The organism is Pseudomonas sp. RIT-562, assembly GCF_026241895.1.
Classification (GTDB): Bacteria; Pseudomonadota; Gammaproteobacteria; order Pseudomonadales; family Pseudomonadaceae; genus Aquipseudomonas; species Aquipseudomonas mandelii_F.
Genome location: NZ_JAPJIV010000005.1, coordinates 1 through 12,159, shown reverse-complemented (window position 1 = coordinate 12,159; position 12,159 = coordinate 1). Strand labels below are relative to the sequence as shown.

Here is a 12,159-nt window from a genome sequence, read left to right as displayed (position 1 = left end):
TTTTTCGGAGGACGGGTTAAATGCAAACTGCTGTTATTTTTGGAGGAGCCGGTTTTATCGGCACTTTTTTCGCCGAACACTTGCTCAATGTGGGTTTCAACAAAATTTACTTGTTTGATATTCAACCACTTTCGGACAAACAGTCTAAATACCGCAAAAATAAGATTGCCGATAATAAAAATATAGTTGAAATATTTGGTGACGTTCGTCAACGAATATCATGGCAACCGGAAGAAAAAATTTCGTTGATTGCTAACTTTGCAGCAGTCCACCGGGAGCCGGGGCACGAAGATCACGAGTACTATGAAACCAACCTACTTGGCGCTGAAAATGTTTGCGCATGGGCAGAACTAGTTGATTGCGAAAAAATCATTTTTACAAGTTCTATTTCCCCGTATGGACCTAGTGAACACCAGAAGAACGAAAGTTCTCTCCCATTGCCGTTAACTGCATATGGCGGCTCCAAATTAATTGCTGAAAAAATTCATCAGATTTGGCTAGCCGCAGATGGAAAACACCGAAATCTGGTTATCGTTCGACCTGGGGTCGTCTTTGGCCCTGGTGAGGGTGGAAATGTTTCTAGACTGATCAAAGCCGTAATCAAACGCTATTTTTTTTACATGGGTAATCGTGATACACGCAAGGCCGGGACATATGTTAAAGAGCTTTGCAGAGCGATGTGCTGGGCTTTGAATTATCAAAAAGAACAGGGACGAAACTTCACTCTGTTCAATATGTCTATGAATCCGGGTCCATCTATCCAAGAATACGTCGAAGCGGTGTGTGCAGTTGCCCAAGTCAAGCGTAGAATACCTGCGATCCCGTACCTGACCTTATTAAGTGCAGCGTATGGAATTGAACTAATTGCTAGACCGTTACGTATCCAGCATCCTTTCAGCCCAGTAAGGATTCGCAAATTAGTGCGCTCTAACTTTATCCAACCAGGCTTTCTTATTGAACATAAATATTGCTACCAATACACTCTCGAGTCAGCATTCGCAGATTGGAAATTAGAGTGCCCGGAAGAGTGGCGTTAACAAAGACCCCATAAATAGGCTTCAGCTGTTTTACGTGAGTATACGTTCTTACCGGACTATAGGCCCTTTCCCCCGCACCTAACTTCCTAATCGGCGAGATAACGAAATTATTCTACATACCACTAAATTTATCATCTTTTGAGTAATGCATATTTTAAGATTTCCTCTTTTACGAGGAGCCACGTCCGGATGTGTCTGGGTCGTATTGAGCCTTTGATCCTATGGTAACTGCCCGTTTTGCTACACAGATGCGTCCTCGGTAAAACCCAAGTAGCATCGCGAAAAAATGTGGACAGATACAAATATTTCTGTTGACATTCCCGTCCCACAGCAATGATGCTCTTGTATTTGATCCAGCCTGCGTCCTTTCGGTGAAGCCAAGGTGGAAAATTAGGCCGATTTTTTAATCTTGAATCAGTAGCAGCTTGCAATATAGCCCTCGCCTACAATATTCTTATGTCAAATCACCCTCAGGGAATATCCTTTCAAGGAGCATGAACATGAAAAAACTACTAGCATTCACAGTTGTCACTTTGATTAGCCTGCCGTTGATGGCTGCTGAATCTGTTCCTGCAAAAACCGCTGCAGCGCCTGATACAACTGCACCACTGAGCTTGTCGACGCCTATCGCTGGCGGCGTAACGGTTGGCACAGGCCTGGCTATCGGCGCGGGTCTCATCGCGGTTGGTGTTGCTGCCTCAAACAGCGGCGGCGGCGGTAATGATGGGACTCCAGGTACCACGGGTACTACTGGCACTACCGGTACTACTGGTACTACTGGCACCAACTAAAACCTGCCTTCGTTAAAAGTTCGATACGTTAACCTCCCAGCTTCGCTGGGAGGTTTTGTTTTGCCTATTCCTCGAGCAATTTCGACAATGAATCGCGCGCTTCCATTGGCCATGCTGGTTGGCCTGAGCCTGCAAGGCTGCATTTTTTCCCCTGGTCAGCACATGGACACAGGCAACCTAGTACGTGAAGGCTCACCTGAGAGTAGTCGTATAGAGTTGGTGCAGATCACTCCTAAATTGGTGGCCATCGAGGAGGCCTCCGATCATTCGAGCATGGTTGCAGCCGAACTTATGACTTACCGGCCGCAGGAGTACCGCATTGGCGCAGGAGATCTCGTCTATATTACAGTGTGGGATCATCCAGAGCTTACCGCTCCCTCCGGCCCGCAACAGCAAACAGAAGCAAACGGGCGCCTGGTTCGACCCGATGGTAGTCTCTTCTACCCGTATGTCGGAACCGTGGAAGCTGCTGGGAAAACAATCGAGGAGCTACGCTCGACAATTGCTACGCGCTTATCGCACGTAGTCGCGGAGCCGCAGGTAGACGTCAGTATCCTGCGTTTTGTCAGCCAAAAAGTCATCCTATCCGGAGCTTTTGGTAAGACCGGACAGTTACCCATCACTAGTTCACACTTGAGCTTGCTTGACGCTGTGGGCCAAGGCTCGGTTCAAACCGGGACTGCCGATATTTCCGGGCTAGTTCTAAAGCGCGATGGTCGTGAATACATCATCGATTTAGATGCGCTCAATCGTAAGAACTCGAATTTGCACGCCCTCTATCTTAAAGATGGCGACCAACTCCACCTACCATACAACGATCAGAAAAAGGTCTACTTACTCGGTGAAGTTACCTCTGCGCGATCTCTTGTTTTCAAGGGCACCGATATGAATCTCACTGATGCTTTAGGCAGCGTAGGCGGATTGCGTCAGGAAACCTCCAGCGGCAAAGAAGTCTATGTGATCCGCGGCGTTGAAAATCTCGCGGACGAACCAGTCAAGGTTTTCCAGATCGATCTCAAATCGCCTTCGGCATTCGCCCTTGCCCAGCACTTTAAACTGAAGCCGCAGGACGTGGTCTATGTTGGCCCCGCCGATGTCACTCGCTGGAACCGCTTCATCAGCCAGGTTTTCCCAACAGCTAACCTGCTGCGTACCGGTGTAGCGATTCAAGATGACATGGGCAGCGAAAACTAAGAATTGGATGTCTTGTGAAATTTTTGCGACTGGCCACCGTAGCGGTGGCCTCCTTGCTGGTGAGCGCCTGCAACCCGTTGATGACCGCTTCCATGGACACGCTCAAGGCTGCCTTTGAAGGCCCTGAGCCCCTGGAACTCACCCGCCAACAGGTGGATGCAACCCCGTACTTCCAGATCACCATCGCGGCACCTACGGGTGAAGCCGTTATGGCGTTGGTGCGTCAGCAGGATGGTGTTGGTTTCTGGATGGCCTCGACTCGTCAAATCCTGATGCTCGAAGACGGCCTGGCCATTCGCAGCGTTGGTTTCAACAACAATCTGGATGGCACTCGCTTTGAGGGCGTATCGCCTTTCAAAGCCGGCTTGCACCGAGTTGCTGATGGCTTGCAGACCCGCCGCCAGGTGGATTTTGTCGACGGCTATCGGATGGGTGTGACGCTCACCAGCCGCTTTGAGAAAAAAGGTCTGGAAACCGTGCATATCCTCGATCGCGACGTGGAGCTACTTCGCGTTGACGAGGACATCGCCATGGAAGGTCTGGGCTTCACCGCGCGGAACCAGTACTGGGTCGACCCTGCCGACGGCTTCATCATGGCCAGCGTGCAACACCTGACTCCCGAATTGCCCCTACGCATTGTTCAAGTGCGCCCGAATAAGCCGGTAGTGCAATGATTTCTCGTTCCTCCTGGCTGCTTTGCTGCAGCCTGCTCATGACTTTTGCCGTAAATGCTGACTCGCTGGTCACCGTGCAGGGCGATGCCGCCAAACCTGGGCGCTATTCGTTCCAGGAAGGGACTCGCTTGCACGACGTTCTGCTTCCGGCTCAGGTTAGTCCTAAGGCGTATTTGCTCGGTGCTGCGTGGTTGCACACTCCCCTGCGTAATGCGCAGGAGCGATTAAAACTGGGCGTGCTCTTCGATCTCGCGACCGTGAAAAGCAACGCGCTGCAGGATGATGAAACCGAGCTGGCGGCACTCGCTGAGCGTTTGATCGACAAGGTCCAAGCAATGCCGATCACCGGCCGCAGAGTGGCTCAACTTGATCCGGTTCGGGTTGAACTGAACCGTGGGGATAATCCCTACCTGAGCAATGGTGATGTGTTGCTCTACCCTCCCCGTCCGAGCACTGTGAAGGTGGTGGGTGCAGTAACTGGTGAATGCGAGTTGGCGTACCAGCCTTTGCAGCCGGCAATCAGCTATCTGAAAAACTGCCCGCAAGATCCCGGCGCTGACAAAGATTTGCTGTTTGTCATCCAGCCCGATGGTCGCGTTTTCCAGGAAGGCATCGCACTTTGGAACGAAACCAAATCTATGCCGCCAGCACCTGGCGCTCGTATTTATGTACCCGTGCATAGCACCGCCAAGGGCGATCCGACACCGGACCTGAATACTGAACTGGCCGCATTCATCGCCACCCAGCCATTGCTGGAGGTGAAGCCATGAAGTATCACTTGATTCCGTGCTTGCTGCTTGGCTGCAGCGCTTGGGCAATAGCTGAGCCGCGCTATACACAGAGCGACTTTGGTGGTGTTGGCCTTCTGCAAACACCCACAGCGCGGATGGCGCCAGCTGGTGAATTATCTCTGACTGCAAGCCGCACTGACCCTTACAGTCGTTATAGCGTGTCGTTTCAACCTTTCGATTGGCTGGAAGGATCGTTTCGCTACACCTCGATTAGCAACCGTGACTACGGTCCTGAATCCTTGAGTGGTAGTCAGAGCTACAAGGATAAGGCGATCGACGCCAAAGTACGTCTGTTCGAGGAGAGCCATTGGATACCCGAAGTTGCACTAGGTGCGCGCGACGTCGGTGGTACAGGTCTCTTCTCCAGCGAATATTTTGTTGGCAACAAACGCATGGGCAATTTCGATCTCAGCTTGGGCCTAGCGTGGGGCTATATCGGTAATCGTGGCGATATGGATAACCCGTTGGGCTGGCTGGATGACAAGTTCGATACCCGGCCTGACTCTGGCACTCAAGCCGGTAACTTCAACGGAAACAGCTACTTCCGTGGTTCACCGTCCTTCTTCGGCGGCGTGAACTACCAAACGCCATGGGACCCACTGTCCATTAAGCTCGAATACGAAGGTAACGACTACCAGCACGAGCCGCAAAACAACAACCAGATTCAGGACTCCCCAATCAACCTTGGCTTTGTCTTCAAAGCCAGCGACTGGGTAGACCTCCACGCAGCCTGGGAACGCGGCAACACCGCCATGTTCGGCATCACCTTGCACACCAACTTCGCCACCCGCAAGGCGCCAACCAAGAGCTTCGACCCAAAACCCGAACCCGTGCCGGACGTCAAGCCGACCACCGCGCCAACGGACGTGCAATGGGCCGGCGTCGCCAAGCGTCTGCAGAACAACGCTGGCTACACGGTTTCGAAGATCACCCAGCGTGACTCCGAGCTGATCGTCTACGGCGAACAGGGCCGCTACTTTCATACCCCGAAAGCCGTCGGCCGTGCGTCGCGCATCCTCGACAACAGCGTTAACGACCAGATCAACTGGTTCACCATGGTCGATACGCGCTACAGCCTTCCAGTCGAGGAAGTCAGCCTGCCCCGCGATACTTTCCGTGAAGTGATCCAAGAGGATCGTCCACTGGAAGACCTGCGCCGCGTAACCGAGCAGAACGTTCCAGTGCCGCATCAGGAAAAAACCCTGTTCGCGCAAAAACCGGATCCGTTCACCTACGGCTTGGGCCTCGGGTACAAACAGAACGTCGGTGGTCCTGACGGATTCCTGCTGTACCAATTCAGTGCGGATTTGAGTGCCGAGTATCGCTTCCAGCCTGATCTTTGGTGGAGCGGGATGTTAAGCGCGAACCTGATCAACAACTTCGACAAGTTCAAGTACGACGCACCGAGCGGCCTGCCGCGAGTGCGTACCGACTTGCGTCAGTACATGACGACGTCGGAAGTGACGATGCCGACCTTCCAGTTGAACAAGGTCAAGCAGCTGGACGAAGACCTCTACGGTATGGTGTACGGCGGCTATCTGGAATCGATGTTCGCCGGCGTCGGCGGTGAAGCGCTGTACCGTCCGATGGGCGAGCGTTGGGCGGTTGGCGTTGATATGAACTGGGTCAAGCAGCGTGATTTCGATCAAGGTTTGGGGCTGCGTGATTACAGCACCATCACCGGCAACGCCACGCTTTACTATCGGAGTTCGTTCCAGGATATTCTGGGCGCACTCAGCGTTGGGCGTTACTTGGCCAAAGACTACGGCGCTACTTTGGACTTGTCCCGCGAGTTCGCTAACGGTGTGCGCTTCGGTGGATGGGTGACTGTCACCAATGCCACGAAAGAGGAATACGGCGAGGGTAGTTTCGGTAAGGGTATCTACTTCTCGATACCGTTCGACGAATTGATGGCCAGTTCGACCACTCGCCGGGCTAACCTTGCGTGGACTCCACTGACTCGAGACGGTGGCGCTCCCCTGGCACGCAGCTACTCTCTGTACTCCCTGACTGAGCGTCGCAACATCGACCTGTTCCACAATAACTTCTACAAGGTCACCGAATGAAGCAGCGGATTCTGCGTGTCCTGCCCAAGCTGGCGTTTTTCGTGATCCTGCTGGTGCTGTGTTTCGCCGGCATGCGCGGCGAGCCGGTGCCGCAGGTGTTCGAGAATCAGGACAAGCTGCATCACTGGGCCGCCTTTGCCTGTTTGACGGTGAGCGCCTACCTGGCGTTCCCCGCCACGCGGTTGGGCTGGCTGCTGTTTTGGCCGTTGGTGGGTTCGATGTTGATTGAGCTGGAACAGAGCTTGATGCCGCTGCGTACAGCTTCCTGGGGGGATATGGTGGCTAATGCTACTGGGGTGTTGTGTGGGATGGTGGTTGTTCTGGTCTTGCGGGGATATTTGAATTCGCGCCTGAAAAAACTCGAATCAAATCCTGCGGCTTAGCGTCTTTCGGTTTTATCGTCATATGTTTGGAAAATCTGGCCACGCTTCATAAGCGTGGCCAGACTTTTATTCCCACCTGATCAGCAAGCTTCCTTGCCCAGCAGTTTCGCCAGACCCACACTCATCGGTGTAGTCTCAGCCAGCTTGAATCTTTTCAGCAGTCGATCATTGTTCGCGCGCGAATGGCGAATGTCTCCCGCACGGGCCGGGCTGTGGCTAACGGGTGGAATCTCACCTAGAACTTCTGCCAAGACTCCGAGCATCTGCGTCAACGAAGTCGCCTGGTTCATACCAACGTTGATTGCGCCATCCTCAACGTGCGGTGCTTCCAAGGCCTGCACCAACAACCCCACCAAATCTTCTACATAGAAAAAATCACGGGTCTGTTCGCCGTCACCGAAAATAGTGATTGGCAGGCCTTTCTGTGCCCGCTCGCTGAAGATACTGATCACGCCGGAGTAAGGCGAAGACGGATCCTGGCGGGGGCCGAAGATGTTGAAGAACCGGAATATGACCGGCTCCAGTGCATGCTGGCGGCGGTAGAAGTCGAAGTAGTACTCGCTTGCCAGCTTGTCCGAAGCATAGGGGGTCAACGGCGCTTTAGGCGTGTCTTCGTCGATAGCGCACCCTTCACCGTTGTTGCCGTACACGGCAGCGCTGGAGGCAAAAACCACCCGCTTCACGTTGGCCTGGCGCATGGCCTCACAAACGTTCAGCGTACCGACAAAATTGCTCTGGTGCGTGCGAACAGGATCGTCGACCGAAGCCTGGACCGAAGCAACAGCTGCAAGATGCGCCACTGCTTGGCAGTCGACCATCGCCCGCGCGACTACATCGGCATCGGCAACGTCGCCTACGATCAACTCCACTCGTGGGTTGTCCTGCGGGAGGTTGCTGCGCTTACCAGTCGAGAGGTCATCGAGAATTCTGACTGAGTAGCCTTTGGCGAGTAAGACGTCGGTGAGATGGGAGCCGATGAAGCCAGCGCCGCCAGTGATCAGGATAGGTCCATTAGACATCTTTAAAATCCATTGAAAAGTTCGGGAGGGGTGGTTACCTCCGGCTTGAAGCTTGCCTTGTGGATCTGCGCATCGCTTAAGGATGTGCTCAAGGTATGTAAGCGGTGGGATTGATGGTGCGAGGGGTGATTATCCCACAGGTAGTGCATTGCTTTCGAGGCGAGATGACTTTTTACCTCGCGATCCATCCAACGCCCTGGGCTGCAACCGAGCAGGCTATCACTGCAGGTCAACGACGGAATCGGAGCTAGCTCCGATATCCATCACTCCCGTCTCTGTCTTCGGAAATCACAGGAGGGTATCAGCCGATCGCCATTGCTGAATCGAGTATATTCAAGATACTCCAGAGCACCCTGAGCCTTCCTGCTTACACAAAAAAGAACCGAGTAAGAATTTCTCGTCTTGTAGGCATCATGTATCCTAAAAATGTAGGTCTTATTCACTTCAGGCTGCAGTCTAGGCATTTTTGTTGTGTAGCGATCTACTTCGTATCCCTCCTGCACAGCTTCAAATTTAATGCATTCCCCTGGCTTTAAGGCCAGAGGCGTAGCGCCGTCCTTCAGCGCTACACCCCATGAGCCTGGATTCCGAACATAGCTTTCTGACACGGTAATCAATCCGACGAGGAAGGGTGCTTCCGCATCGTTTGGTAAACAAATAGCAGGCAAAGCATCAACGGATGATATACTCGCCGTGCTTACGAATCCGAACGAAGTAGCGCAAGCAATCTTGGTGACAAAAGACAACAGCAAAAAAAATAGATAGAACGGCGATTTTTTCATAACTTTTAGCCAATCGATTCTCAACTCCGTAAACTCTTGTGTTACATCATCGAAAGCATCCAACATTTCGATGCAGCCTAACTAAAGATTAATCCAGCCTCCAATATTCCCAATCAAAGTTAGTGCCCAACCAAGCTGCGCCGGGCACGTAGCCGACCTGAATAAAAAACCTGCGTTTTTCTCACTCCTCCCATGGCGCAATATTTAACGACGACTTCCTATGTTTCAGAGTATCGCAGGATGGAATTAACCTAGCGCCATCGTTGAGGCGAGTATATTCCCGATACTCCAACCTTCCATCGGCTTTCCGGCTGACACAAAAGGTTCCAGTGTATGTATCTCGTGTCTTATAGGCATCGGAAATAGCAAATAAGTAGGTTTTGTTCACCTCAAGCTTCAGTCGAGGAACTTTTGTCGTGTATTTATCTACTTCGTATCCTTCAGGCACACTTTCGAAAGCAATGCACTCGCCTGGTTTCAGTGCCAGCGGCACTGCACCATCCTTGAGAGCAATACCCCACGACCCAGGATTCCGAACATAGCTCTCTGACACAGTAACCGCACCAACTTGCAAAGGTGCACTGGCATCGCTCGGCGAACAAATGGCAGGCACGCCATTAACAGATAGTATATCCGCCCTTCCAAAAAAACCGAAAGAAGTAGCGCTTGCAAACAGGGCGACGGGTGAGAATAGGACACAGACCAACAATATAATGTTTTTCATACAGATCCTTATTTACGTAAATTTTTCTTATCAACAGGTCTAGCTAATAATCTGGCCACGGTGGACTTAAGCAACCGGGGATCTTTGTTTCGGATACTAAAGCTCTACACCCTTGCTGCGTCGCCGAGCACGCAAATAATGTAGTAATCCGAAATAATTTCACCCTGCTGCTCCATATTATATTCTGACAATGTACCTGTCTCGCTCAACGCATACTTGTACACATCATCACCGCGACTGGTGACTGTTACACCCGCACTTTTAACCGCATAACCAAGCTGATACTGCCATACATGAGTCATCTCGTGCATGAACAACGCTTTGTATTTGTCTTCGTCATCTGCTGAAAAGTCGTCTCTATAAAACTCAGTGCTCGCAGGAAAATACATTTCTCCATTAGGTGTGACCGCAGTGTTTTGAAACCCAAAAAAAAGCCACCAACCACCGTGATGTATTTTTACTTTTTCATAATTGACTGCGTATTTGAAAATAGTCCTCGCCATAGCGATCTCTCCTGACGTCAGAGAGCGCTTCTTGCCTTTGGGCAGAACAACTGCTTTTTCAGAGCGGTCTACTTCAGTGTCATTCGTAAAGATCTCGCTGGCAGTCAAATCAACGACCATCGGTGCCTGGGCATCTTTTGCCGCGCAGCAGAAATTTTCTGCGTTCTCTGGTGGAGTGAGCGTCAACTGGGCAATTCGTGCCGGTTTCCGGCTTTTCAATCGTTGGGTCATGCCATCCACATCGGTCACCCCGTCAATGACAGTGCCGTCTGCCAGAGAGATCGAGTACTTCAAATTACTACCCACCTCACCATCTGGACCGACTAATGAAGTTGTTCGTCGAAGCGTTTCAGTTCGTCAGGAGCTTAGCGCCGTCCTTCAGCGCTACATCCCATGAGCCTGGATTCCGAACATAGCTTTCTGACACGGTAATCAATCCGACGAGGAAGGGTGCTTCCGCATCGTTTGGTAAACAAATAGCAGGCAAAGCATCAACGGATGAAATATTTGCCGTGCTTAAGGATCCGAACGAAATAGAGCTAGCAATATTGGAGACAAACGACGACAGAAATAAAATAAATGGAATGGCGATTTTCATAAATTTTAGCAAATTTATCTTCGACTCCGTAAGCTCTTCTACTTCATCATCGAAAGCGTCCACTATTTCGAAGCCGCCCAACTAAAGATTGATAGAGCCTCCAATATCCCCAATCAAAGTTAATGCCCAACCAAGCTGCACCGGCTACGCAACCAACTTGAACAAAAAACCTACTTTTTTCTCACTGCTGCCATGGCGCAATATTAATCGGCGATTTCCTATGCTTCAAAGTATCACAGGATGGAATCAGCGTAGCTCCATCGTGGAGGCGAGTATATTCACGATACTCCAACCTCCCATCGGCTTTCTGGCTGACACAAAAGGTTCCCGTGTAAGTATCTCGCGACTTATAGGCGTCGTAAATACTAAATAAATATGTCTTATTCACCTCAAGTTGCAGTGGAGGTTTTTTTGTTGTGTATCTATCTATTCCGAATCCTTCGGGCACACTGCCAAAGGAAACGCACTCCCCTGGCTTAAGAGCCAGCGGCAGGGCTCCTTCTTGGAGAGTAATACCCCACGAGCCAGGATTCAGAATATAGCCTTCTGATACAGTAACTGATCCAACTAACAAAGGTGCACCAGCATCCTTCGGCGTACAAACAGCCGGCACACCATCAATAGTCAATATATCCGCGCTACCCAAGCGCCCGAAGGAATTAGCGCTAGCGACCTTAGCGACAAGCGATAGCAGCAAACAAATCACCAGCCCAATAATTTTCATATTGACCACCTACCTAGGTAGATTTTTCTTGTCAGTAGGGTTAGCTAAAAACCCGGCCACAGTGTTCTTTAGCAGTCGAGGGTCTTTTTTTCGGCTACTGAAACTCCAAACCTTGTCAGCGTCACCAACAACGCAAATAATAAAGTAATCTGAAATAATTTCACCCTGCTGTTCCATATTATAATCTGACAAAGTGCCTGACTCGCTCAACGTATATTTATACACTTCATCACCTCGACTGGTGACCGTTACACCTGCACTTTTTACCGGATATCCAAGCTGATACTGCCATACATGAGTCATCTCGTGCATAAACAACGCGTTAATTCTATGATCTTTATCTGATGAAAAATCATCTCTGTAGAGCTCGGTACTCTCCGGGAAATACATTTCCCCGTTAGGTGTAACCGCAGTGTTTTGAAACCCAAAAAACAACCACCATCCACCGTGATGCACTTTTACTTTTTCATAATTGACGGCATCTTTGAAGATAGTCCGGGCCATAGCAATCTCTCCTATCGTCAGGGGGCGCTTCTTACCTCTAGGCAGGACGACGGTTTTTTTGGAACTGTCTACTTCAGTGTCATTCGTAAAGATCTCGCTGGCAGTCAAATCAACGACCATCGGTGCCTGGGCATCTTTTGCCGCGCAGCAGAAATTTTCTGCGTTCTCTGGTGGAGTGAGCGTCAACTGGGTAATTCGTGCCGGTTTCCGGCTTTTCAATCGTTGGGTCATGCCATCCACATCGGTCACCCCGTCAATGACAGTGCCGTCTGCCAGAGAGATCGAGTACTTCAAATTACTACCCACCTCACCATCTGGCCCGACTATTCGAAGTTGCTCGTCGAAGCGTTTCAGTTCGTCAGGAGCTTC

Annotated in this window: 13 protein-coding genes and 1 pseudogene; 7 read left to right on the top strand and 7 right to left on the bottom strand. The window is 51.0% G+C overall.

The features are described 5' to 3' along the window. The first annotated feature begins 20 nt into the window (after positions 1 to 20). The 7 genes from ORL50_RS08570 (at position 21) to ORL50_RS08540 (ending at position 6,936) form a co-directional block, all read left to right on the top strand. A complete protein-coding gene (locus ORL50_RS08570; protein WP_266012614.1) occupies positions 21 to 1,037 on the top strand; it encodes an NAD-dependent epimerase/dehydratase family protein in 1,017 nt (338 codons plus the stop codon). A gap of 500 nt (positions 1,038 to 1,537) precedes the next feature. Further along, positions 1,538 to 1,828, top strand: a complete 291-nt coding sequence (locus ORL50_RS08565) for a hypothetical protein (RefSeq protein ID WP_266012611.1) — start codon at positions 1,538 to 1,540, stop codon at positions 1,826 to 1,828. 87 nt (positions 1,829 to 1,915) lie between these two features. Next, positions 1,916 to 3,022 carry a polysaccharide biosynthesis/export family protein gene (locus ORL50_RS08560; protein ID WP_266012608.1) on the top strand — a complete coding sequence of 369 codons (1,107 nt, stop codon included), beginning with the start codon at positions 1,916 to 1,918 and terminating at the stop codon, positions 3,020 to 3,022. A 14-nt stretch (positions 3,023 to 3,036) separates the two neighbouring features. Further along, a complete protein-coding gene (locus ORL50_RS08555) occupies positions 3,037 to 3,696 on the top strand; it encodes a YjbF family lipoprotein (RefSeq protein WP_266012605.1) in 660 nt (219 codons plus the stop codon). Beyond that, entirely contained in the window at positions 3,693 to 4,466 is a 774-nt protein-coding gene (locus ORL50_RS08550) for a capsule biosynthesis GfcC family protein (RefSeq protein ID WP_266012601.1), read from the top strand. Before ORL50_RS08555 ends, ORL50_RS08550 begins: the two co-directional genes overlap by 4 nt. Further along, complete coding sequence (locus ORL50_RS08545; RefSeq protein WP_266012598.1) at positions 4,463 to 6,553, top strand: YjbH domain-containing protein; 2,091 nt, start codon at positions 4,463 to 4,465, stop codon at positions 6,551 to 6,553. The genes ORL50_RS08550 and ORL50_RS08545 overlap by 4 nt, the downstream gene beginning before the upstream one ends. Before the next feature lie 41 nt (positions 6,554 to 6,594). After that, on the top strand, positions 6,595 to 6,936 hold the full coding sequence (locus ORL50_RS08540) for a VanZ family protein (protein ID WP_266012596.1): 342 nt from the start codon (positions 6,595 to 6,597) through the stop codon (positions 6,934 to 6,936). An 80-nt stretch (positions 6,937 to 7,016) separates the two neighbouring features. Here ORL50_RS08540 and ORL50_RS08535 read toward each other — a convergent pair whose 3' ends face one another. The 7 genes and pseudogenes from ORL50_RS08535 to ORL50_RS08505 form a co-directional block, all read right to left on the bottom strand. Further along, on the bottom strand, positions 7,017 to 7,955 hold the full coding sequence (locus ORL50_RS08535; protein WP_266012594.1) for an NAD-dependent epimerase/dehydratase family protein: 939 nt from the start codon (positions 7,953 to 7,955) through the stop codon (positions 7,017 to 7,019). A gap of 263 nt (positions 7,956 to 8,218) precedes the next feature. Next, positions 8,219 to 8,803, bottom strand: a complete 585-nt coding sequence (locus ORL50_RS08530; RefSeq protein WP_266012592.1) for a hypothetical protein — start codon at positions 8,801 to 8,803, stop codon at positions 8,219 to 8,221. 115 nt (positions 8,804 to 8,918) lie between these two features. Next, the gene (locus ORL50_RS08525) at positions 8,919 to 9,461 is read right to left on the bottom strand and encodes a hypothetical protein (protein WP_266012589.1); all 543 of its coding nucleotides are present in this window, start codon (positions 9,459 to 9,461) and stop codon (positions 8,919 to 8,921) included. Positions 9,462 to 9,565: 104 nt separating this feature from the next. Then, complete coding sequence (locus ORL50_RS08520) at positions 9,566 to 10,258, bottom strand: hypothetical protein (RefSeq protein WP_266012586.1); 693 nt, start codon at positions 10,256 to 10,258, stop codon at positions 9,566 to 9,568. Positions 10,259 to 10,313: 55 nt separating this feature from the next. After that, positions 10,314 to 10,625, bottom strand: coding sequence for a hypothetical protein (locus ORL50_RS08515; RefSeq protein WP_266012583.1), 312 nt, complete (start codon positions 10,623 to 10,625; stop codon positions 10,314 to 10,316). Positions 10,626 to 10,743: 118 nt separating this feature from the next. Beyond that, entirely contained in the window at positions 10,744 to 11,286 is a 543-nt protein-coding gene (locus ORL50_RS08510) for a hypothetical protein (RefSeq protein WP_266012580.1), read from the bottom strand. Positions 11,287 to 11,295: 9 nt separating this feature from the next. Beyond that, positions 11,296 to 12,159 (bottom strand): annotated as a pseudogene (locus ORL50_RS08505) (type VI secretion system Vgr family protein); the annotation flags it as partial.

Bases quoted from the DNA above. Each gene is read 5' to 3' on its own strand.
- ORL50_RS08570 (WP_266012614.1), top strand. From the start codon at position 21: ATGCAAACTGCTGTTATTTTTGGAGGAGCCGGTTTTATCGGCACTTTT.
- ORL50_RS08550 (WP_266012601.1), top strand. From the start codon at position 3,693: ATGATTTCTCGTTCCTCCTGGCTGCTTTGCTGCAGCCTGCTCATGACT.
- ORL50_RS08565 (WP_266012611.1), top strand. From the start codon at position 1,538: ATGAAAAAACTACTAGCATTCACAGTTGTCACTTTGATTAGCCTGCCG.
- ORL50_RS08530 (WP_266012592.1), bottom strand. From the start codon at position 8,803: ATGTTGGATGCTTTCGATGATGTAACACAAGAGTTTACGGAGTTGAGA.
- ORL50_RS08560 (WP_266012608.1), top strand. From the start codon at position 1,916: ATGAATCGCGCGCTTCCATTGGCCATGCTGGTTGGCCTGAGCCTGCAA.
- ORL50_RS08525 (WP_266012589.1), bottom strand. From the start codon at position 9,461: ATGAAAAACATTATATTGTTGGTCTGTGTCCTATTCTCACCCGTCGCC.
- ORL50_RS08510 (WP_266012580.1), bottom strand. From the start codon at position 11,286: ATGAAAATTATTGGGCTGGTGATTTGTTTGCTGCTATCGCTTGTCGCT.
- ORL50_RS08545 (WP_266012598.1), top strand. From the start codon at position 4,463: ATGAAGTATCACTTGATTCCGTGCTTGCTGCTTGGCTGCAGCGCTTGG.
- ORL50_RS08535 (WP_266012594.1), bottom strand. From the start codon at position 7,955: ATGTCTAATGGACCTATCCTGATCACTGGCGGCGCTGGCTTCATCGGC.